This window comes from Aurantiacibacter sp. D1-12, from assembly GCF_028858515.1.
In the GTDB taxonomy this organism is placed as follows: Bacteria; Pseudomonadota; Alphaproteobacteria; order Sphingomonadales; family Sphingomonadaceae; genus Alteraurantiacibacter.
This window is the reverse complement of record NZ_JAPJZJ010000001.1, coordinates 46,034-67,984: the sequence shown is the minus strand read 5'-3', so window position 1 is coordinate 67,984 and position 21,951 is coordinate 46,034. Positions and strand designations below refer to the sequence as shown.

General features: G+C 59.5%; 22 protein-coding genes and 1 tRNA gene. 8 read left to right on the top strand and 15 right to left on the bottom strand.

Features of this window, described 5'->3' with window-relative positions; all coding sequences use genetic code 11:
- Nucleotides 1-4 precede the first annotated feature (4 nt).
- The 5 genes from OOZ52_RS00425 to OOZ52_RS00405 form a co-directional block, all read right to left on the bottom strand.
- The gene (locus OOZ52_RS00425; RefSeq protein ID WP_274696511.1) at nt 5-373 is read right to left on the bottom strand and encodes a response regulator; all 369 of its coding nucleotides are present in this window, start codon (nt 371-373) and stop codon (nt 5-7) included.
- A gap of 53 nt (nt 374-426) precedes the next feature.
- Entirely contained in the window at nt 427-864 is a 438-nt protein-coding gene (locus tag OOZ52_RS00420) for a CheW domain-containing protein (RefSeq protein WP_274696510.1), read from the bottom strand.
- Nucleotides 861-3,230 (bottom strand): chemotaxis protein CheA, encoded by a 2,370-nt coding sequence (locus tag OOZ52_RS00415; protein ID WP_274696509.1) that lies wholly within the window; start codon nt 3,228-3,230, stop codon nt 861-863. The genes OOZ52_RS00420 and OOZ52_RS00415 overlap by 4 nt, the downstream gene beginning before the upstream one ends.
- A 155-nt stretch (nt 3,231-3,385) precedes the next feature.
- Nucleotides 3,386-4,606 carry a saccharopine dehydrogenase family protein gene (locus OOZ52_RS00410; protein ID WP_274696508.1) on the bottom strand — a complete coding sequence of 407 codons (1,221 nt, stop codon included), beginning with the start codon at nt 4,604-4,606 and terminating at the stop codon, nt 3,386-3,388.
- 82 nt (nt 4,607-4,688) lie between these two features.
- Nucleotides 4,689-4,778: transfer RNA gene (locus OOZ52_RS00405), tRNA-Ser, on the bottom strand.
- Nucleotides 4,779-4,946: 168 nt separating this feature from the next.
- Here OOZ52_RS00405 and hspQ point away from each other — a divergent pair.
- Complete coding sequence (gene hspQ, locus OOZ52_RS00400; RefSeq protein ID WP_274696507.1) at nt 4,947-5,327, top strand: heat shock protein HspQ; 381 nt, start codon at nt 4,947-4,949, stop codon at nt 5,325-5,327.
- A 6-nt stretch (nt 5,328-5,333) separates the two neighbouring features.
- Here the strand turns inward: hspQ and OOZ52_RS00395 are convergent, their stop codons facing one another.
- Nucleotides 5,334-6,197 carry an ABC transporter permease gene (locus tag OOZ52_RS00395; protein WP_274696506.1) on the bottom strand — a complete coding sequence of 288 codons (864 nt, stop codon included), beginning with the start codon at nt 6,195-6,197 and terminating at the stop codon, nt 5,334-5,336.
- 82 nt (nt 6,198-6,279) lie between these two features.
- On the opposite strand from OOZ52_RS00395, the gene OOZ52_RS00390 reads away from it, so the two are divergent.
- Nucleotides 6,280-6,948, top strand: coding sequence for a GcrA family cell cycle regulator (locus OOZ52_RS00390; RefSeq protein ID WP_274696505.1), 669 nt, complete (start codon nt 6,280-6,282; stop codon nt 6,946-6,948).
- 545 nt (nt 6,949-7,493) lie between these two features.
- Entirely contained in the window at nt 7,494-8,012 is a 519-nt protein-coding gene (locus OOZ52_RS00385; RefSeq protein ID WP_274696504.1) for a DUF1993 domain-containing protein, read from the top strand.
- Nucleotides 8,013-8,019: 7 nt separating this feature from the next.
- On the opposite strand, the gene OOZ52_RS00380 is transcribed toward OOZ52_RS00385, so the two are convergent.
- The 5 genes from OOZ52_RS00380 to OOZ52_RS00360 all read right to left on the bottom strand — a co-directional run bounded on the left by OOZ52_RS00380 (nt 8,020) and on the right by OOZ52_RS00360 (nt 13,185).
- The gene (locus OOZ52_RS00380; protein WP_274696503.1) at nt 8,020-8,700 is read right to left on the bottom strand and encodes a spermidine synthase; all 681 of its coding nucleotides are present in this window, start codon (nt 8,698-8,700) and stop codon (nt 8,020-8,022) included.
- Between the two features lie 68 nt (nt 8,701-8,768).
- On the bottom strand, nt 8,769-11,057 hold the full coding sequence (gene pnp, locus OOZ52_RS00375) for a polyribonucleotide nucleotidyltransferase (RefSeq protein WP_274696502.1): 2,289 nt from the start codon (nt 11,055-11,057) through the stop codon (nt 8,769-8,771).
- 171 nt (nt 11,058-11,228) lie between these two features.
- Nucleotides 11,229-11,498: a 30S ribosomal protein S15 gene (rpsO, locus tag OOZ52_RS00370; protein WP_274696501.1), complete on the bottom strand. Its 270-nt coding sequence runs from the start codon at nt 11,496-11,498 to the stop codon at nt 11,229-11,231.
- A gap of 27 nt (nt 11,499-11,525) precedes the next feature.
- Nucleotides 11,526-12,506 carry a tRNA pseudouridine(55) synthase TruB gene (truB, locus tag OOZ52_RS00365; RefSeq protein WP_274696500.1) on the bottom strand — a complete coding sequence of 327 codons (981 nt, stop codon included), beginning with the start codon at nt 12,504-12,506 and terminating at the stop codon, nt 11,526-11,528.
- Nucleotides 12,499-13,185, bottom strand: coding sequence for a site-2 protease family protein (locus OOZ52_RS00360; protein WP_274696499.1), 687 nt, complete (start codon nt 13,183-13,185; stop codon nt 12,499-12,501). Before OOZ52_RS00360 ends, truB begins: the two co-directional genes overlap by 8 nt.
- 100 nt (nt 13,186-13,285) lie before the next feature.
- Here OOZ52_RS00360 and OOZ52_RS00355 point away from each other — a divergent pair, with 100 nt between their 5' ends.
- The 5 genes from OOZ52_RS00355 to OOZ52_RS00335 are packed head-to-tail and all read left to right on the top strand — an operon-like array spanning nt 13,286 to nt 17,920.
- Nucleotides 13,286-14,938, top strand: a complete 1,653-nt coding sequence (locus OOZ52_RS00355) for an AbgT family transporter (RefSeq protein ID WP_274696498.1) — start codon at nt 13,286-13,288, stop codon at nt 14,936-14,938.
- Between the two features lie 30 nt (nt 14,939-14,968).
- Nucleotides 14,969-16,549 carry an AbgT family transporter gene (locus tag OOZ52_RS00350; protein WP_274696497.1) on the top strand — a complete coding sequence of 527 codons (1,581 nt, stop codon included), beginning with the start codon at nt 14,969-14,971 and terminating at the stop codon, nt 16,547-16,549.
- A complete protein-coding gene (locus tag OOZ52_RS00345) occupies nt 16,546-17,037 on the top strand; it encodes a flavodoxin family protein (RefSeq protein WP_342454912.1) in 492 nt (163 codons plus the stop codon). Before OOZ52_RS00350 ends, OOZ52_RS00345 begins: the two co-directional genes overlap by 4 nt.
- A complete protein-coding gene (locus OOZ52_RS00340; RefSeq protein ID WP_274696496.1) occupies nt 17,037-17,471 on the top strand; it encodes a GNAT family N-acetyltransferase in 435 nt (144 codons plus the stop codon). The genes OOZ52_RS00345 and OOZ52_RS00340 overlap by 1 nt, the downstream gene beginning before the upstream one ends.
- Nucleotides 17,468-17,920 (top strand): hypothetical protein, encoded by a 453-nt coding sequence (locus tag OOZ52_RS00335; protein WP_274696495.1) that lies wholly within the window; start codon nt 17,468-17,470, stop codon nt 17,918-17,920. Before OOZ52_RS00340 ends, OOZ52_RS00335 begins: the two co-directional genes overlap by 4 nt.
- On the opposite strand, the gene OOZ52_RS00330 is transcribed toward OOZ52_RS00335, so the two are convergent.
- The 4 genes from OOZ52_RS00330 to infB all read right to left on the bottom strand — a co-directional run bounded on the left by OOZ52_RS00330 (nt 17,921) and on the right by infB (nt 21,948).
- A complete protein-coding gene (locus OOZ52_RS00330; RefSeq protein ID WP_274696494.1) occupies nt 17,921-18,502 on the bottom strand; it encodes a thymidine kinase in 582 nt (193 codons plus the stop codon).
- Between the two features lie 92 nt (nt 18,503-18,594).
- Complete coding sequence (gene rbfA, locus OOZ52_RS00325; RefSeq protein ID WP_274696493.1) at nt 18,595-19,005, bottom strand: 30S ribosome-binding factor RbfA; 411 nt, start codon at nt 19,003-19,005, stop codon at nt 18,595-18,597.
- Complete coding sequence (locus OOZ52_RS00320) at nt 19,005-19,430, bottom strand: PaaI family thioesterase (RefSeq protein WP_274696492.1); 426 nt, start codon at nt 19,428-19,430, stop codon at nt 19,005-19,007. Before OOZ52_RS00320 ends, rbfA begins: the two co-directional genes overlap by 1 nt.
- 13 nt (nt 19,431-19,443) lie before the next feature.
- Nucleotides 19,444-21,948: a translation initiation factor IF-2 gene (gene infB / locus OOZ52_RS00315; protein WP_274696491.1), complete on the bottom strand. Its 2,505-nt coding sequence runs from the start codon at nt 21,946-21,948 to the stop codon at nt 19,444-19,446.
- Nucleotides 21,949-21,951: the final 3 nt, after the last annotated feature.

Here is a 21,951-nt window from a genome sequence, read left to right as displayed (position 1 = left end):
TCCTTCACTCAAATCCGACGAGCTGAAGCTTGAGCTCCAGGGTCTCATGATCGAATGGTTTCATAACGTATTCATTGGCGCCCGCATTCATCGCTTCGCGAATATGATCGACATCATTCTCGGTGGTGCAGAACACCACCTTCGGTGCATCGCCATTTGGGCGCGCGCGCAGGGCTTTGAGAAATTCGATGCCGTTCATAACCGGCATGTTCCAGTCGAGCAGGATCAGATCGCTCATCGCCTCATCACACTTGGCAAGGCCATCTTCGCCATTCTCGGCATCGGTGACCTCGAAGCCCAGCGATTCGAGAATATGGCGCGAAACCTTCCGGATCACGCTCGAATCATCAACAACGAGACAAGTCTTGCTCATGAAAACTCCAAAAAACATTATAAATCAGCATTCTGCCGACTTGCTAAGGTGTATTACGCAAATTCGGTTTCAACTTCGATAAAGGGCACGACGCTCATCAGCAGCGCTGGACCCGCGCTGGTCTCGACGACCCCGGATGCAACACGCGCCCATTCTTCGCCGACTCCGCCCAGTACATCTTGGGGATCGGCCTTCGTTTCGACGACATCATGAACATCATCCAGAAGCAGCGCGTAGTGATGACTGCCATGCTTGACGACTGCAGCCTGGCGTATGTCACCAGGCTCAGCATGCTCTTCATCGATTCCAAGCACGGACTTGCAATTGATAACGGTCAAAGACTTGCTTCGCAGCGTGGACAGACCTTCCACGTAGTGCGGGGAGCGCGGTACCGGAGTGATGAGGCCCAATTCGATGATTGAATCGATCTGGCGCGCCGGAAACGCGACCTGACGCCCTGCCAGTTGGGCCAGCAAGATTGGTTCATTCATACCGAAGCTCTCTTTTTGGATTGGAGCGCGGCGATGAGACCGTCGCGATCATAGCGATAGATGCTGTCGGGGCCGCCTTCTGCCTCGGCTTCTGCGCTCATCAGTGTGATGATCTCTGCAGCTTGCAAGGGAGCACTCTCGCCGCCCTCAAGCATGATGGCGAGATCGGCATCTTCAGATGCGTCACCGTCTATGACCTTGTAGCCCGCGCTTTCCACCAACGGGCGCAGTATCGACCGTACCCACTGATCGGTCAGGTCCATCCGGCACGTCCGCACAGTGTCATCGGTCTGCTGCGTGCCGTAATTGGCAAACAGCCAATGACAATCGACCACTTCGGTCGCCATGCCGTCGAGCAGAACAACGCCTTCAACAAGGCCAGCCTGCGATTCCGGCATGATTTCATTGGTCAATCTGACGGTATCAAGCACCTTGTCGATCAGATATGCGATTTCTCGCTTGCCATCACCCAAGAGCAGGACATTGGCTTTGTCCGCGCACAAATGGGCAGATTCGCTTCCGTATAACGGAACGATGTCACCATTGATGACCACCTGCGCGCTTGCTTCTCCGAAACGGAAAGCAGTGCGATCGACCTTCGCGATACGCGTGACCGAATCCATACGGACAAGCTGCGCAGTGCCTTCAAGGGTTGAGAAAAGGACAGCAGGGATGGCGAGCTTGTCGGCCGCTTTGCTCGCCTGCTCTTGCACATAACTGCGCTTCTTGCGCGCTACATCGGTGTGCAGGCCTTCCTGCATGGCGATGCCCGTCACGTGCAACATCAGTACCAGACTGCCGTCATCAAGCAGGGAAGCACCAGTGTAGAGATTGCAACTCATGATCGCGTCGGCCAGCGGCTTGACCACAAGCTCTTCATGGTCGAGAACCTTGTCAACCGCGAGAGCGCACAGATCTCCGCTGGCCAATTTGGCAATCAACAAGTCGCACTGTGTCGTGTCATCGCCTGCGATGCCAAGTACGTCCGCCAGACGGATGCAACGCAGTTTTTTACCACGGAATTCAACCAGCTTGGAATCGCCCGCATCACAAAAGCTCAAACGGTCAGACCGCGAACTTACAATTTCTTCAGCATAGGAACGCGGAACGCCAAACCGGTGATCGCCAACCTGTACCGTCAACGACGGTACAATGCTGAGTGTAGCCGGCAGCGAGATGATCAGCCTTGTGCCCTCACCTTCTTCGCTCCGGATGGCAATGGTGCCACCCAGCCGCTCAATATTTGCCCGCGCGACATCCATGCCGACACCACGCCCGGAGATAGAGGTAACCTCGGCAGCGGTCGAAATCCCGGGTTCAAAAATCAGCTCCAGTTTGTGAGCCCCTGACATGACTTGCAGTTCTTCGTCGGTGACGATGCCTGCGTCTTTCGCCCTCTTCACAAGGCGATCGACATTGATCCCCGCACCATCATCATCGATGATGATCGCGACATGATTGCCAGTTTGGCGGGTGTTGATGCTGATCGTCCCGGTTTCCGGCTTCTGGTTGGTCAGACGAACTTCAGGCGCTTCGATCCCATGATCGATGGCATTGCGAAGGATATGCACGATTGGATCGCGGATCAGCTCGATGATTTCGCGATCCAGTTCAACCTGTCCGCCATCGACTTCGAGCGCTACCTTCTTGCCAAGATCATGCGACAAGTCGCGCACAAGTCGCGGCAATGGCGCATAGAGATGATCGAGCCGATGCATGCGCATCTGCGACACATCCTCGCGCAGATCGTTGATAATCCCGGTCAATCGATCAAATGTGGAAACAAGCGCGGGATCGAGATCGGCTTTGCGAATGTGCCTGCCGAGTTCATTGCGCACCAGCACCACGTCAGAAATCTCGGCCATCACCCGGTCAAGCAGTGTCACGGGAAGGCGGATCGAACGCGCGACCTGTGTGGTCTCTGTCGGTTTTGCAGCTTCCGGTTCCGGCGCTGAAGGCGTTTCGCTCTGTGCCGTTTCAGGCTGCTCAACCGAACCAGCGGAACCATCCAGTGCTGCAAGCACGTCATCGTCAGAACCGGATGGAAGATCTTCTCCCGCTTCCAGCGCACTTACCATCTCGTCGATACGATCAATGACCGCGAGGATCGCGTCGATGAACGGTTTGTCGGGTTGGCGATTGCCTGCGCGCACTTCTGCCAGCGAGGTTTCTGCCGCGTGACTAAGTGCGGCGAGCCGCGGAAGGTCAAAAAAGCCGCAGTTGCCTTTGACCGTGTGCACAAAACGGAAAATGATATCGAGCTTCTCGCTGTCAGACGGGTTTGCCTCCCAGGAGACAAGCGTCTCCTGGACAGCGCCCAGCATGTCATGCGTTTCTGCAATAAATTCTGCGAGCAGATCGTCCATTTGGCCTCAACCTATGAGAGTCAGGCTCACGGATTGCCCGTTTATGGTTGATAAACGGTTAAGTGCGCATCTTTGCATGCTCAGAGGTCAGGAACAGCATTACCGCTGGTTCCGAAAGGGCCGGTGAAAACACGTCCCCGCTTTCTGCGACACTGTCAGGCCTCTGGGACTATTTCGAACGTCAGGCCGGCATTTGCTTCCAGGCGCGCAACCAGAGTGTCGCCCATCAGCGTTGCCGGCGTCCAGAACCCGCCGGGCACATCATCACCGATATCCTTGGCAAGACAAGCCGCAGCTTCGGACAGCATTTTTGCAGTCGAGCCATAGCCGGGATCGCGATCACCCGTGACACGCACCCTCGCCTGCTTGCCCGATGCGGTCGAGCCTAGGAACAGCATGTCGAACATGCCTTCGCGTTGCTCGGTCGGGCTAGGTCCTTCACCCGGCTTAGGCAGGAATTTGCCAAGCAGCCATCGGATCGGCGGGATCGCCACGCCTGCGGTAAATGCACCAAGTCCGAGTGCTGTCAATTTGGCCCTGCGCTTGCCGCCAGTCCCTCTGCCCGTCACCATCGCCTCTTCATAACGGAAGTGGGTGCCATAGGAGTTGCCGCTGAGCGCATTCGAGCGGTGGACGACCTTGGTGTTGATCGCCTCCATGATGAACGGCGTAATCCACTTACCCAATCTTTTGTCTTCTTCCGCACCGACGTTGCGCTGGCGGACGGTGAAGTCATGGTCAGGCGGACAAAGGCTGTAGGGATTTTTCAGCTCGCGCCGCAGCTGTGCGTTGCCCGATGCTTCCTTCACCAGTTCCACCATACTGGCTATGGTTCCGCCAGAAGCGCCGCCCTTGATCCGCATTACACGCATGTCGATCCGTTCGCAGGGTTCACCCAACGCCTTCACCGCATGATCTTGCAAGACATGCACACCAAGGTCGGAAGGTATGGAATCGAACCCGCAGCAATGCACGATACGCGCACCGCTGTCCTTGGCTGTCTCTTCATGCGCTGCCTGCATCCGGCGGATCCAGTGCGGCTCCCCTGTCAGGTCGCAATAATGCGTTCCGTTCTCGGCGCAGACCTTGAGCAGGATGTCTCCGTACAGCGCATAGGGCCCGACAGTGGAAATGACGACCTTGGTGCGAGCGCATATCTGCTGCAATGCAACCTCGTCTGCAGCATCGGCAACGATCATCTCGACGTCCGGCAGTCCGACGGAACGCGCGACATCTTCCAGCTTGCTTTGAGATCGCCCCGCGATCGCCCAGCCTACCGCACCATCGCCGTAACGGTCATGCATGTACTGTGTGACAATCTGCCCGACAAAGCTCGTCGCGCCATAGATGATGATGTCGAATTGTTTCTCGGCCATGAGTGCCCCGCAGATTGCTTCTTTTTCTGCCACGCAGATGTACAGGCAAGCGCTCAGATGTCGATGCTGGCAAAGTGATGTGTGGCGGAGAGGGAGGGATTCGAACCCTCGATACGGTTGCCCGCATACTGCATTTCGAGTGCAGCGCATTCGACCACTCTGCCACCTCTCCGCGAGAGCCCGCTTTGCGGGCGATCAGGCCCCGGGGTCGTCCGGGAAAGCGCGCGGTTAGCCTAGCTTCGGGTGCTTGCCAAGCCTTGTTTACGCCTAAAATCGCGAAATCGGGTGATTGCCAGCGGGCGTTACTTGTCGGTTAATCAGCCTGACCTATATTTGATGCATGGCTCGCTCGGAACTTTCCCTGTCGCAGGCCGGACGCCACATAGAGGCTCCTCTCCGGTCCCGTGCCCGTTTCGCCATCGGAGACGTGGTCAAACACCGCAATTACGATTTTCGCGGAGTGATCTTCGATATCGACCCGGTCTATGCCAATTCGGAAGAATGGTATGAACAGATCCCCGAAGCTCAACGTCCGCGGCGGGACCAGCCGTTTTATCACCTGCTCGCAGAGAACGAGGAAAGCTCGTACGTCGCCTATGTCAGCCAGCAGAACCTGCTGATTGATACTGCGAACGAGCCCATCGACCATCCGCAAGTGAGCCAGCTGTTCGAGGATTTTCGAGGCGGGAAATACCGTCTGCGCCGGTCACTTACACACTAAGCAGAATTAGCTCTTAATCTTCCAGCCGCTCTTGAGCACCTGATAGGTGATCAGGCCGAGAACGATATTGAGCACACCGACACCGACTGCGGCGTTCAGCAGCGCTGCGTCGGTATTGCCGATATCGCTTTCCCCCAGGAAGCCGTAGCGGAAGCCCGAGATCATGTAGAAGAACGGGTTTGCGCGGCTGATCGCCTGGAAGAACGGCGAAAGGTTCGAGATGACATAGAACGTGCCTGACAGCAGGCTGAGTGGAGCCACGATGAAATTGGTGATCGCGGCATTGTGGTCGAACTTCTCGGCCCAGATGCTGGAGAGAAATCCGAAAATCGCGAGCATCGCCGCACCCATCAGGCCAAACCAAATCACTGCCCACCAATGCTCGACGTGCAGTTCGACGCCGGGATAGAGCCACATGGCAGCAGCCACCGCGCCGCCAACCATCACGGCTCGCGTTATCGCCGCCATCACAATCCCGAGCATCAGTTCGGCGTTGGACAGCGGCGGCATCAGCAGATCGATAATGGTGCCCATCATCTTGCCCGACAGCAGACTGAAGCTGGAATTGGCGAAGGCATTCTGCATCATGCCCATCATGATGAGACCAGGCGCAACAAAAGTACCGAAGGGCACTCCCAGCACTTCACGCCCTTCGCGGCCAAGTGCGACGGTGAAAATGACCAGAAACAGCAAAGTTGTGACCGCTGGAGCCCAAACCGTCTGCGTCTGCACCTTGAGAAACCGCCGGATCTCCTTAATATAGAGGGACCACAGTCCGATCCGGTTGAAACTGGTGATCTGCGGCTCCCCTTTTTGCGGGAATTCGCGTGCACCACTCACTGCAATGCTCTGGTTTGCTTGCTCTGTCATGAGTGCGCGACTATCTGGGCGGGAACGGACTGGCAAGAATTTCGGCACAGGATTTGTGCCACAAGGACTGAAAGACGATTGCATGAGTTGGACTGAAGAACGCATCGCCACCCTCACGAAAATGTGGGAAGGCGGCTCTACCGCAAGCCAGATTGCAGAAGAGCTTGGTGGTGTTTCGCGTAACGCGGTGATTGGCAAGGCGCACCGTCTTGGCCTGAAGGCTCGCCCGAGCCCAGTGAAGGCCAAGGCCAAGAAGAAGCCTGCCCCCAAGAAGAAGGCGGCACCGGCGCCCAAGCCGGCAGCCAAGAAAGCAGCTCCGGCGAAAGTCGCGCCCAAACCGGCACCCAAGGCCGCAGCAAAACCTGCGTCCCCACCTGCCAACAGCCAGCCTCTGCCCAACAAGCAGGACGATCTGCCCAAGATCGTATCCTATGGTCCCGGCGGGTTTTTGCGTCAGGGTCCTGGCGATCAGCAAGCACCCATCCCGCCCGCACCGCCGCGCCGTCTGGTTCCTGCCAAGCCGAGCCCGGACATTGCCGACAAGACCAGCTTGCTCGATCTCAACGATCGCGTATGCCGCTGGCCGATGGGCCACCCAGGTGAGCCTGATTTCCATTTCTGCGGCGAGAAGGTGAACCCTGGCTTCCCCTACTGCGTCGAACATTGCGGTCGGGCCTATCAGGCACAGCTGCCGCGTGGTGCCCGCCGGCCCCCGCCTCCCCTGCCCTTTGGTGGTCCGCGCGTTCGCTAGGGGCGCTGCGGCTGCACTATTTCGAGAAGGCCCGCTGTCCCAACGACGGCGGGCCTTTTTCTAATCACACCACACAAAAGCAAAACGCCTCCCGGCACGAAGTCCGAGAGGCGTTCTTGGAGGTATCCGATGTGGCAGGGGGGCTGCCATACGGATGTAGGATGTTCGCGCCACTTGCGGGCCGATAATCCGAATACCCAGTGCACAACGGTACGACCCGAAGGCGCTCGGTATCTGCAGACTGTATAATCCAGTGCACGCGAGAAGTCGTTAAGACTCCTCGCTTTCTTACGATATTTTACATGTTCGGTTCGGGGATAGGCATCGAACAGAAATTGGTCCCTGGCGCCTGTGTAGAACCGCTTATGGGACTTCAGTTACATCGCTCTTGTCGGCAACGAGATTGGTGAATGGGCCGAAGACGAATATCGCAAATCTGCCTCCAATCCGCGCCTCAAGGTCGACCAGCAGGTGCGCGCAGACGCTTGATCGCTTGCTGATAGACTGGCAGCATGTCCTGACCTCGCAATTGCACAGGACGCTCTATGTCTTTCTCACTCTACGAAGCCGTCATTCCTTCGATGATCCAGCTGCTGAACGCCGGCCAGGGCTGGATAGAGAAAGCCAAGGCGTCTGATATTCCGGAAGAAAAGCTGGCACAGGCTTCCTTGATCGACGACATGGCTCCATTCGCCCAGCAGGTCAGGTGGATGGTCGCACATTCGGTCGGCGCTATCGAGGGTGTGCGTGCGGGCATTATGGAGCCCGATCTGGGTGAACCGGCGCAGGAGCTGGAGCAAATGCGGCTCAATCTCGGTGCGGCCGAGAACACCTTGAGAGCAATCTCCAAAGGGGAAATCGACAGTTTCATCGGCGGCACAACAGTATTCAAGCTCGCGAGCAGGAACATCGAATTGCCGTTCAAGAGCGAGGATTTCCTGCTCAGCTTTAGCCAGCCGAACTTCTATTTCCATACAACCACCGCTTACGGCATCCTGCGCAAGCAAGGCCTTGATATCGGCAAGCTCGACTACCTTGGCCAGTTGCGCATGGTGCAGGGCTAGGCTGCCCTCAGCGCTTCCGCGCAAACCAGATCGTGTGGCGCGGGCCTTTGTTGTTAGGGCGTGCCCGAACCGTTTCTACCTTAACATCAAGCCCGGCATCCATGAGACGGCGCGTGAACTTGTGATCGTCCGCAGCTGACCAGATCGCAATCAACCCTCCCGGATTGAGTGCATCGCGCATCCGGGCAATGCCAGTGCGGGTATAGAGCCGCTCGTTACCGTCGCGAACGATGCCGTCGGGGCCGTTGTCGACATCCATCAGGATAGCGTCGTAGGGCGCTGTCGTTCCGTCGATCGCGTCGTCCACCAGCGCGGCCACATCGGCGAGGATCACCTCTCCGCGTGGGTCTTTCAGACAGTCTCCGGTGATGTGCGATAGCGGCCCTTCTGCCCATTCGAGTATTTCCGGCACGACCTCGGCCACGGTTACGCTGCCGCCCTCCGGCAGGTTGGCAAGCGCTGCACGGAAGGTGAAACCCATGCCATAGCCACCGATCAGCATGCGCGGAGCAGGCTTCTCCAGCCGCTCCAGCGTGAGGACAGCGAGCTGTTCCTCGCTATACTGCATGCGCGTACCCATCAGCTCGTTACGTCCAAGCATAATGATGTGATCACGCCCGTGACTGACAAGCGTCAGCGTATCTCCGCCAGGGATCTTGGCAGTGGCGATTTCTTCACGTGGCAGCATGGTGATCTCCAGAAAAGGAAAGGGCCGCGATCCCTCGCGGCCCCTCCGTTGTAGCCTAGTGGCTGGACTTAGTCGTCCTTCAGGAAAGCCGGCATGTGATCGTCACCGCCGCCTTTCTTGTCGCCGCCGCCGCGACGACCGCCACGATCGTCCTTGCGATCACGACCACCGCGCGGGCCACGGCGATCACCGCCGCCACGTCCACCACGGCCGCCCTTGTCACCACGCGGTTCGCGCGGCGGGCGGGTGTCTTCCAGCTCTTCGCCGGTTTCCTGGTCAACAACGCGCATCGACAGGCGGACCTTGCCGCGACCGTCGATCTCAAGGACCTTGACCTTCACTTCGTCACCTTCGGAAACGACGTCGGTCACCTTCTCGACACGCTCGTTCTTCATTTCGGACACGTGGACGAGACCGTCCTTGCCACCCATGAAGTTCACGAATGCACCGAAGTCGACGATGTTGACGACCTTGCCGGTGTAGATCTTGCCGACTTCGGCCTCTTCCACGATGCCTTCGATCCACGCCTTTGCAGCCGCGATTTCGTCACCGTTGGAGGACGAGATCTTGATCACGCCTTCATCGTCGATGTCGACCTTGGCGCCGGTTTCCGCGACGATTTCACGGATGACCTTGCCGCCCGTGCCGATAACGTCACGGATCTTCGACTTGTCGATCTGCATGGTTTCGATACGCGGAGCATGCTTCGAAACACCCGTACGAGCCGAACCCAGAGCCTTGTTCATTTCACCCAGGATGTGGTCACGGCCAGCCTTGGCCTGCTCCAGAGCCTTGGCCATGATTTCCTGCGTGATGCCGGCAACCTTGATGTCCATCTGCATGGTAGTGATACCATCCTTCGAACCGGCCACCTTGAAGTCCATATCACCAAGGTGATCTTCGTCACCCAGGATGTCGGAAAGAACGGCGAAGTCGTCGCCTTCAAGGATGAGGCCCATGGCGATACCGGAAACCGGGCGTTCGATCGGAACACCGGCGTCCATCATCGACAGACAGCCACCGCAAACGGTCGCCATCGAGCTCGAGCCGTTGGACTCGGTGATGTCTGACAGGACGCGGATTGTGTACGGGAAGTCTTCATGGTCGGGCAGCACAGGGTGCAGAGCGCGCCATGCCAGCTTGCCGTGGCCGGTTTCACGGCGACCCGTGAAGCCGAAACGGCCCACTTCACCGACCGAGTACGGCGGGAAGTTATAGTGCAGCATGAAGTGGTTGTAGGAGAGACCTTCCAGACCATCGATCATCTGCTCGGCATCCTTGGTGCCCAGCGTGGTGGTGCAGATCGCCTGCGTTTCACCGCGGGTGAACAGCGCCGAACCGTGGGTCCGCGGCAGCAGGCCGACCATGGCTTCGATCGGGCGAACCTGATCGAGCTTACGACCGTCGATACGGGTGCCGTCCTTGATGATGGCACCGCGAACGATTTCCGCTTCCAGCTTCTTCACCGCCTTGTTGGCGACGAGCTGCGTCTGCGCTTCTTCCTCGGCGAAAGCTTCCTTCGCCTTGGCGCGTGCTTCGTTCAGAGCATCCGAACGGGCCGACTTGTCGGTCAGCTTGTAAGCGGCAGCGATGTCGTCACCGATGATGCCACGCAGCTTTTCCTTGATCGCGCTGGTATCGTCCGAAGTGTCGATTTCCCACGGATCCTTGGCAGCCTGCTCAGCCAGATCAACGATCGCGCCGATAACCTTGCGGCTTTCTTCGTGCGCGAACATGACAGCGCCGAGCATTTCGTCCTCGGTCAGTTCCTTGGCTTCGGACTCCACCATCATCACAGCGTCCTGCGTTGCAGCGACGACGAGGTCGAGGCGACCTTCTTCGTCGAGCGCAGTCTGGAGCGACGGGTTAAGTTCGTATTCGCCATTGCGGAAGCCGACGCGTGCAGCGCCGATCGGGCCCATGAAAGGTACACCCGAAATGGTCAGCGCAGCCGAAGCGGCGATCATGGCAACGATATCAGGCTCGGTCTCACCGTCGTACGACAGCACCTGACAGATAACGTTGATTTCGTTGTAGAAGCCTTCCGGGAAGAGCGGACGCACGGGGCGGTCGATCAGGCGGGAAGTCAGCGTTTCCTTCTCCGTTGCGCGACCTTCACGCTTGAAGAAGCCGCCCGGGATACGACCCGCAGCGGAGAATTTTTCCTGATAGTGAACGGTCAGCGGGAAGAAGTCCTGCCCTTCCTTGACGCTCTTGGCGGCGGTCACGGCGCACAGCACCACGGTTTCGCCATAGGTGGCCAGGACGGCGCCGTCTGCCTGACGGGCAATCTGACCGGTTTCGAGAGTGAGGGTTTTTCCGCCCCATTCAATCGATACGGTTTTCTTGTCGAACATGTGTTTTCCTAAAATGACCCGCACGGCCTGATTGCGGTACGGGGCCTACAGTGCCGGGTATTCCGTCCCGGTCCGGTGCGAGGCCCAGATTGGCCTCAAGGCCCCTCCACCGAATTGCGAAGGATGCCAGATAAGCGAAGGGCGGCCTTTGGAGCCGCCCCTCGGAAACTCTTATTTGCGAAGACCCAGCTTCTGGATCAGGTCGTTGTAGCGGCCCAGATCCTTCTTTTTGAGATAGGCCAGCAGCGAACGACGCTTGTTGACCATCTTCAGCAGGCCACGACGCGAATGGTTATCCTTGTGGTGGTCCTTGAAGTGCTCGGTGAGATTGCGAATACGCTCTGTCAGGATCGCGACCTGGACTTCCGGAGAACCGGTGTCGCCCTTGGCAGTGGCGTTATCCTTGATAATCTCTGCCTTCTTTTCGGTAGTTACCGACATGTCTTTGTTACCTTCTGCGGCATCCTGTTAAAGATTGAACCCCCGCACGACTTTCATCGTGCCCCCTTCAAGTTCCACCAAGGCCACCGGAGTTTCCTCCAGCTTGGCAAAGTAGAGCCCGTCAGGGTGGGGCAGATCAGAAACGACCCGGCCTTGTCTGGCCGCCTGCGCACTGTTCTGATCGAGAGCGAGAGCCGGGATACCGTCCAGCCCCGCCTCCAGTGACAGAAGGTGGTCTTTGATGGGCGCGCCCTTACCGATTTCATTCAGTTTGTCCAGCGAAATCGCCTGATTTTCGCTAAAGGGTCCGGCCTGTGTGCGACGCAGATAGGTAACGTGCCCGACCGTTCCAAGGGCATGTGCGATATCTCGTGCCAGAGAGCGGATATATGTACCCTTTGAAACCTTCGCGACGAGCGTGACACTGTCCGCCAATTCGAGCGGCGCTTGCGGATCATAGGGGTCTGGCCGGCCACGCGTCGTGTCGAAGGGCGATACGCCCTCCCCGCTCAGGTCCGGACCGAGAAATTCGAGCGAGTGGATCGTGACCCGCCGGGTTTCCAGTTCCACTTCTTCACCCGCCCTCGCCAGATCATAGGCCCGTTTCCCGTCGACCTTCAGCGCCGAGTATTTAGGCGGCACCTGATCGATTTCGCCGGTAAAGTGCTCGCAGATTGCAGCGATGGCGGCGAGCGGTGGGCGACGGTTCGATGTCGCCACAACCTTGCCCTCGGTATCGAGCGTATCGGTTTCCTCGCCAAACTGGATCGTGAATTCGTAGGTCTTGTCGCTATCGAGCATACGACCCGAAAGTTTGGTTGCCTCGCCCAAGGCAATTGGCAGCACACCTTCCGCCAGCGGATCGAGCGTGCCACCATGACCGACCTTGGTCTTGGGATACCCGCCCTCCCGAAGGTTACGCTTCACCGCACCAACGGCCTGCGTCGAGCCAAGCCCGCGCGGTTTGTCGAGGATCAGCCAACCGTGTGACCGCGGAAGGTCAGCCACCGGCGATGGCTCCGGCAAGTCCTAGATACTTTTCCATTACCCATTCAACCGGCGGCAGCACGAAGTTCTCGACAATGCCCGCACCTGGGAAAACATAAGGCACAGCGACCAGCAGAACGAAGAGCAGTGGAAAGCCGAGCGGACGGATCTTCTCGTAGATCCGCGCAGCCGACCGCGGGAGCAAGCCCTCCACCACGTGGCTCCCATCGAATGGCGGAATCGGCAGGAGGTTGAACAGTGCAAGGAAAATGTTGATCGATATGAAATAGAACAGGCCGGTGACCAGAATGTGCGGCTCAGCCGCCCCCTCCACAGCCAATGCGGGCGCCATCAGGCCGAGAGCAATCGCACCAATCGCCGCGAGAATGAAGTTCGTGCCCGGTCCAGCCGCAGCCACCGCCATCATTCCGAAGCGGGGGTTGTTCAGGCGCTGCTTGATCACCGGCACCGGTTTGGCCCAGCCGAATACCGGAAGCCCTGCGAGCGCCAGCCCTCCCGGCACCAGCAAAGTCCCTACCGGATCGACATGGCGGATCGGGTTCAGGCTTAGGCGATTGCGCTCCTTCGCAGTCGGATCTCCAAGCATCAGCGCGGTCCAGCCGTGAGCGACTTCGTGAAAAACGATCGCCACTATTAAGCAAGGGATCAGGATCGCTGCGAGAAGAAGGGTATCAGTCATAGCGTCCTAGATGGGGAATGCGCGGGCACGGGTAAAGACCTGCCGTGCTTCCCGTGTTAGGCGCAGCACAACAAAAGAACACGAGGGACAGGATCTCATCATGACGGACACCACCGCCACACCAACGCAGACCGGCATTCTCGGCTGGGTCGAGCGGACGGGCAACAAGCTGCCCGATCCGGTATTTCTCTTCTTCTGGCTGATCGCCATCCTCGTGGTCATTTCTATCGTTGCCAGCATAACAGGGCTTTCCGCAGCGCACCCGGTGGAGATCGATCCGGAAACGGGCGCCAACCGTGTGATACAGGCGGTGAGCCTTCTCAGTCCCGAGAATATCCAGCGGCTGTGGGTCGAAATGCCCGCGACCTTCACGCACTTCCATCCACTCGGCTACGTGCTGGTGGTGATGCTGGGTGCCGGTGTTGCCGAGCGTTCGGGCTTCTTTGCGGCTGGCATGGCGAAGGCAGTTAAGGCTGCTCCCAAGTCGCTGCTGACCCCGGTTGTCGCGCTGGTTGCCATGTTGGGCAACCACGCGGCTGACGCTGGCTACGTTGTCCTTATTCCCCTCGCCGGAATCCTGTTCGCCGCTGCCGGACGCCATCCGCTGGCAGGTATCGCTGCGGCATTTGCAGGCGTTTCGGGCGGTTTCTCCGCCAACATTTCTCCCGGCCAGCTCGATGCGCTGCTGTTCGGCATTACCGAGGAAGCCGTGGCCGCAAGCGCGCTCGACCCGGCATGGACCGCGAATATCGCGGGCAACTGGTTCTTTATCAGTGCGATGACTGTGCTGTTCCTCCCCATCATCTGGTACGTTACCGACAGGATTATCGAGCCGCGACTGGGCGCATGGAACGGCGGTGCCTCGGCTGGCGCGGCTGACGGGACCAGCCCCGATCCGACCGAAGAAACCGGAGAGCTCGCCAGCAAGGGCCTGCGCCACGCTGGCCTCGCCGCGCTGTTCGTGATCGGTTTGTGGGTGCTGATGGTCTTCGCGCCGGGCACGCCGCTGATCAACGAGGCCGCCTGTGTCGCTGAAGACGGCAGCGCAATTGCCGATTGCTCAATCCATTCCGAACTGCGCCCGCTGTACCAGTCGCTGGTGGCGGCGTTCTTCCTGCTCTTCCTGCTGACCGGCTGGGCCTATGGCCGTGCAGTCGGCAAGATCAAGGATCACCGAGACCTCGTGAACATGATGGCGGAAAGCATGAAGGACATGGGCTATTACCTCGTCCTCGCTTTCGCTGCTGCGCACTTCGTCGCGATGTTTGCCTGGTCTAACCTTGGCCTCATCACTGCGGTGCACGGAGCCGCCGCGATTGAATCGACCGGATTGCCACTGCCCATCGTGCTCGGCCTGATGGTGATCTTTGCCGCACTGCTCAACCTCTTCGTGGGCTCGGCATCGGCCAAGTGGGCGCTGCTTGCACCGATCCTCGTACCTATGCTCATGCTGCTTGGCATCAGTCCGGAAGGCGCAACCGCCGCCTACCGCGTGGGTGACAGTGCGACCAACATCATCACTCCGCTGATGGTCTACTTCCCGCTGATCCTCGTCTTCGCGCAGCGCTGGCAGAAGGATTTCGGCCTCGGAAGCCTGACTGCGATGATGCTGCCATACTCCGTCTGGCTGCTGATTTCGGGCACACTGCTGATCGTGGCGTGGTTCTACCTCGGCATCCCGCTCGGCCCCGATGCTCCGGTGGGTTACGCCCTGCCGGAAGCCACGGCCATGGCGGCACCGGCGACGCAGTAAGCCGGTTCGGCTCATTGAGGAGGGGATGACATGAGCACAACGGCAACAGCACAGACACAAAGCGGCTTTCTCGGCTGGGTCGAGCGAACGGGCAACCGTCTGCCCGATCCGGTGCTGCTGTTCGTCTACTTCATTCTCATCCTCGTCGTGCTGTCCATCGTGGCGAGCATGGCGGGATGGAACGCGGCGCATCCGGGCGAGATCGATCCCGAAACGGGCACCAACCGCATCGTCACCGTCGAAAGCCTGCTGTCAGAGGCGAACCTGCGGCGGCTCTTCACACTGGTGCCCGAGACCTTCACCCACTTCCCACCACTGGGCATGGTGCTGACGGTGATGCTCGGCGCGGGCGTCGCCGAGCGATCCGGGCTGTTCACCACAGCGATGAAGGCCAGCGTAGCGCGCGCTTCACGTTTTTGGCTGACACCATCGGTGGCGCTCGCCTGCATGATGGCGAACCACGCGGCGGACGCGGCCTTTGTGGTTATGATCCCGCTGGCCGGCATCATCTACCATGCCGCTGGCCGCCATCCCTTACTCGGCATCGGCGTGAGCTTTGCCAGCGTATCGGGAGCCTTCTCCGCCAACCTCTTCCCTGGACAGCTCGATGCATTGCTGCTCGGCATTACCGAAGCGGCGGTGCAGACCGTGTTCGGCGACTACACCGTCAATATCGCGGGCAACTGGTACTTTATCGCGGCGATGACCCTCGCCTACCTGCCGGTGATCTGGTTCGTGACTGACCGCGTTGTGGAACCGCGGCTGGGCCGATACGACCAGTCGCAAGCTGGTGAGCAGCCCGACGAGGACATGGATGCAGGCCTTACCGACGGCCAGAAACGCGGGCTCAAGCACGCCGGACTCGTCGTCCTCGCCCTGATCGCACTGTGGACTTTCCTCACCATCGGCCCAATCCAGCCGCTGATCGACCCAGAAGCGCCACCCCAAGGCCGCATGACGCCGTTCTACGAGAGCCTGCTGCCCTTCTTCCTCCTCGTCTTTCTCGTGCCCGGCTATTTTTACGGCCGCGCAGCTGGGACAATTGGAGATCACCGCGAGCTCATTTCCATGATGAGCGAGGCGATGAAGGACATGGCCTATTACCTCGTCCTCACTTTCGTTGCAGCACACTTTGTGGTGATGTTCGCCTGGTCCAACATGGGCATCGTGCTGGCGGTAACGGGCGCAGATGCGCTGAAAGCGAGCGGTCTGCCGATGTGGGCGATGCTGGTGGCGATTGTGCTGTTCGGCGCGATGCTCAACTTGCTGATCGGTTCGGCCAGCGCCAAGTGGAGCGTTATGGCTCCGGTACTGGTGCCCATGCTGATGCTGGTGGGCGTCTCGCCCGAAATGACCACCGCAGCCTACCGCGTGGGCGATAGCGCGACCAACATCGTGACCCCGCTGATGGTCTATTTCCCGCTGGTGCTGATCTTCTGCCAGCGCTGGGTTAAAGAGTTCGGCCTCGGCAGCCTCACCGCGCTGATGATGCCTTACTTCTTCGGCATTATCGCGGCTGGCCTGGCGATCACAGTGACATGGGTGGTGTTCGACTTGCCGCTTGGCCCGGGTGTGAACGTGTTTCTTGATCAACTTCCGGTTGCCGAGTGAAGACGCTCCTGATCGTCTGGTACAGCTTCACCGGCGGCAGTCGCCAGATGGCCGAGGCTGCTCGGGCTGGAGCGCTGGAGGCTGGTGGTATCGATGTGCGCTTCCTCGCTGCCGAAGAAGCGCAATCCGCCGATCTCCTTGGCGCCGATGGCTATATCTTCGCCTGCCCCGAAAACCTCGCGGCCATCGCAGGCGTGATGAAAGCCATGTTCGATCGGACCTATTACGATGTGCTCGGCCAGATCGAAGGTCGTCCCTACGCCGCGCTGATCTGCGCCGGGTCCGACGGTGAGAACGCTCAACGGCAGCTGGAACGCATCTGCACCGGCTGGAGGCTGAAACGCGTCGCAGATACGCAGATCGTCAATGTGGGCGCGCAGACCAAAGAAGAAATCTTGGCGCAGAAGGTAATTGGCGATGCGGATATTGCTCAAGTGCGCGAACTGGGAGCAACGCTGGCCGCAGGACTCGAGGTGGGAGTGTTTTGATGGCGGAAGATCTGGCCAGCATTGCAATTCACCGCGTCAACAGGGGCGATGATCACCTGTTCAGAAGCATTCTTCCGGAGGTGTTCGATCACCTGGTGGAGCCGGACAAACTCGACGCCCACCTTGCCTCGCACACGCATTTTCTGGCCGTGGCCATGGATGGCGACACAATGGTGGCGATGGTCATGGCCAATCTTCACCTACACCCGGACAAGCCTAATGAACTCTATATAGACGAGCTTGGCACCAATCCCGACTATCGCAATCGCGGGATCGGGACACGCCTGATGAAAGAAGCCGTCACCTGGGGCCGCGAGCACGGCTGCACAAGCTGCTGGTTAGGGACAGAAACCGACAATGTCGAAGCGCAAGCCGTCTATCGGAAGTGGCAGCCTAATCCCGAGGAAATCCTGATGTTCGAGTTTGACTTGTGACTGCGCCCGTCGATGCCACTACCGCAGCGCAATGGCTGCTGTTCAGTGGTGCGCTGGCGATATTCTGGTCCTCACTGCTCGGCATGTTCATGATGATTCCGCATCTGCGGATCAAGCCGCTCACAAAGGCAACGCGCGGTATCAATTTCCGCCAGTTGCTCTCCGCCCATCTCGACTGGATCATGCTGGCTTTCATGCAAGGGCTGGCTGCAGCGCTGCTGGTTCTGTTCGATCTGGCAATCCCGCTCTGGCTGCTCGTGGCGCTAATCTACGGCGGATGGATGAATGCCGTGCCCTATTTCCTGCGCGCCTTCGGCATCAACGCCTTCGTCTACGGCGGCGAGATCATCCAGAAGACCGCCTATGTGCTGGGTGGAATTTCAGTGTTTGTGCTGACTATCGCGTGGGGCGTACTGGCTTGGAAGGCGGGGAGCGTTTTGCTCGGCTAGCTACCGATACATCCCCAATTGCCCGGCAAAGTGCCGCCGGCATAGCGCCACGTAGCGCTCGTTTCCGCCGATCTCGGTCTGCTCGCCTTCACCCACGGCATTGCCATCCTCGCTTACGCGCAGGTTCATTGTCGCCTTGCGTCCGCAGTGGCACACGGCTTTCAGCTCGACGAGCGAGTCCGCGACGCCTAGAAGCACGGCTGAGCCGGGGAAGAGGTCTCCGCGGAAATCGGTGCGCAGGCCGTAACAGAGCACCGGAATACCCGCCTCATCCGCCAGACGCGCGCATTGCCACACCTGCACAGCAGTGAGGAACTGCGCTTCGTCGATCAGTACGCAGGCGAGCCTGCCCTGCCCGTGCTGTTGCATCACTTCGGTGTAAAGATTGGTACCTGGCGTAAAGCGATGCGCATCTGCCTCCAGCCCGATCCGGCTGGCGATGGCAGCATCGGCGCGCGTATCGATTGCGGCGGTCCACAGCATCGTATCCATGCCACGCTCGCGATAATTGAAATCCGCCTGCAGCAGAGTGGTCGATTTGCCCGCGTTCATGCTGGCATAGTAGAAATAGAGCTTGGCCATAGTGCGCTACATCCGTTCGTGGTGAGCCTGTCGAACCACGTTAGCGCGAACCATGCGTCCTTCGACAAGCTCAGGACGAACGGGTCTGGGGATTACTCGCCCCCATCCTCCAGATCGCCTTCCAAATCCCGCCGCACCTTCGGGTCATCGAGCAACTGGTCGATGCGGCTCGCCTCGTCAAAACTCTCGTCGGCGCGGAATTGCAGCTTGGGAGCGAATTTCAGTCCGAGGCGCTGGGCAACCTCGCGCTGGAAGAACGCTGTGTTGGTGCGCAAGGCCTTCACCACTGTGGCCTCATCCTCGCCAAGCAGCGGCTTCACGTAGACCTTGGCATTGCGCAGGTCGGGTGACATGCGCACCTCGGTGACAGCGATATTCGACGCGCTCAGCACGTCATCATGCGCTTCCCCGCGCGCGAGCAGCTCGGAGAGGATATGGCGCACACGCTCGCCCACCTTGAGTAGGCGGACGGACTGGTCTTCGGGGCGCGAGTGTTTGGCCATTACGCGTCCGCTCCCTCACTCTTCGCGCCGGGCCAATCTGTCGTCATCGTCGTCGCCGTCGCCCGGGCGCACAGCTTGCCGTTCACATCGAACAGCTCGCTTTCAACAAAGGTCACCCGGCGGCCGGGTTTGACCGCGCGCGCTTTCACGGTGATGCGATCCATCGCGACCGGGCGCAGCAGCGAGAGGTTGATGTCGAGCGTCAATTGCAGCTTGCCCTTGGTGCCAAGATAAACCGCAGCGCCCATCGCCTCATCCATCGGCCCCGCCAGCAATCCGCCTTGCACATGCCCGCGCATATTGGCGAAGCCTTCGGGCGGAGTGAACGCCATCTCGACGGTGAGGCTCTCCTCATCCATCGCGACGAATTCGGCGCCCATCAGCTTGGCTGACGGCCATTGGAGGATCGGGTTCTTTTCGGTCATCGGTTTTCAGGCGTTAGAGCGTCCGCTCTTCTTCCTTCACCTCGAACACTTCAAGCTGATCACCCGGCTGAATGTCGTTGGTGTCTTCCAGAACCACACCGCATTCGAGGCCCGCGCGGACTTCGTCCACGTCGTCCTTGAAGCGACGCAAGCTGGCGATGGTCGTGGCGGATACGATAACGTCTTCGCGGGTAAGACGTGCGTGCACGCCCTTGCGAATGACGCCTTCTTCCACCAGCAGACCCGCTGCCTTGTCCTTTTTGCCGGACTTGAACACTTCCTTGACCTCTGCGCGGCCGATGACGTTTTCGACCTTGAGCGGGCCGAGCTCGCCAAGCAGCTCCTTCGTGATTTCGTCGGTCAGATGATAGATCACATCGTGATACATCATCCGCACACCGTCACGCTTCACAAGGTCACGTGCCTTCGCATTCGGACGCACGTTGAAGCCGATAATCGGGGCCTTGGAGCCGTTGGCCAGCGTCACATCGCTTTCGGTGATAGCACCCACGCCAGCGTGCAGGACGCGGACCTTGATGTCGTCGTTCGAGAGGTTGTGCAGCGCCGTCACAATGGCTTCGACCGAACCCTGAACGTCCGCCTTCACGACCACAGGCCATTCGATGACATTGCTCTTGTTGAACATCGTATCGAAGCTGGTCGGCGCGAGAGCAGTACGCTTCTCGGTCGCCTTTTCCTGACGGTACTGAGCAACTTCGCGGGCGCGCTGTTCGTTTTCGACCACGGTCAGCTTGTCACCGGCTGACGGCACGCCGCCAAGGCCGAGGACTTCGACCGGCATGGATGGGCCGGCTTCCTTGATCTGCTTGCCCTGATCGTTGACCAGCGCACGTACACGGCCGCTTTCGGTACCGACAACAAAGGTGTCCCCGCGCTTCAGCGTGCCGCGATTGACGAGCACGGTGGCGACCGGGCCGCGACCCTTGTCCAGCTGTGCCTCGACCACGGTGGCCTCTGCATCCCGATCCGGACGAGCCTTCAGCTCGAGCAGTTCGGCCTGCAGCGCGATCTTCTCGATCAGTTCATCCAGACCCTTGCCGGTCTTGGCGGAAACTTCCGCATCGAGCACGTCGCCCGACATCTCTTCCACGATCACTTCGTGTTCGAGCAGGCGTGTGCGCACCTGGTTGGCGTCGGCCTCCGGCTTGTCGATCTTGTTGATCGCCACGATCAGCGGAACATTCGCCGCCTTGGCGTGATTAATCGCCTCAATCGTCTGCGGCATGATGCCATCATCGGCGGCCACCACCAGCACCACGATATCGGTGACATTGGCACCGCGCTGACGCATCTCGGTGAAGGCCGCGTGGCCCGGCGTATCAAGGAAAGTGACCTTGGACTTGTCCTTGGTCGTCACCTGATAGGCACCGATATGCTGGGTAATCCCACCCGCTTCGCCGCGCGTCACATTGGTCTTGCGCAGGGCATCGAGCAGGCTGGTCTTGCCGTGATCGACGTGGCCCATGACAGCCACAACCGGCGGACGCGGCTTCAGCGTTTCTTCCGGATCGACATCCTCTTCAGTGGTAATATCGACATCGGCTTCGGAGACCTTCTCGATATTGTGGCCGAACTGCTCGACCAGCAGCTCCGCCGTATCCTGGTCAATCGTCTGGTTGACGGTGACCATCATGTCGAGATTGAAGAGCTCCTTCACCAGATCGGCGCCCTTTTCACCCATACGCTTGGCCAATTCTGCCACAGTGATGACTTCGGGCACCACAACATCACGGATCTGCTTCTCGCGCGGCTGGCTGGAGCCGCCGCCCTGTGCGCGGCGCTCTTTCTCACGCGCACGCTTGAGCGCAGCGAGCGAACGCGCGCGGCGACCTTCGTCCTCGTTCAGCGCACGGTTTACGGTCAGTTTGCCGGAACGACGCTTGTCGCCTCCGCCGGTACTACCGCCACGCTTGGGCTTTTCTTCGCGCTTCTTCTCGGGGCGCTTGGGCTCCGGACGCGCGACCGGTGTGAACTTGCGCGCGGACGGGGCCTTCTTGCCATCATCAGCCGGAGCAGCCGCAGAAGCTTCCTCGGCGGCCTTCTCTGCCTCAGCAGCGGCCTTGGCGTCTTCAGCAGCCTGTTTTGCAGCCTCTTCCTTGGCCTTCGCGTTTTCCTCGGCGCGCTTCTTCTCGTCCTCGGCAGCCTTCTTGGCTTCCTGTTCGTCACGCTTGCGCGCTTCTTCGGCGAGCTTCAGGCGCTCTTCTTCGGCTTCACGCTGGAGGCGTTTGACCTTTTCCTGAGCGGTTTCCCCTGCCGGACCGCTTTCCTTCTTCGGCGCAGCCTTCTTGGTCGCGGGAGGCGGCGGCGGAGGTGGCGGCGGAGGCGGAGGAGGAGGTGTCTCACCGGGCTTCACGAGCTTGCGGCGACGCTTCACCTCGACCGCGACCTTGTTGGTGCGGCCGTGGCTGAAGGTCTGCTTGACCTCCCCGCTATCGACCGAACGCTTCAGGCCAAGCGGCTTGCGGGTGCGTTTCGGAGTGTCGTTTTCTTCGCTCATGTG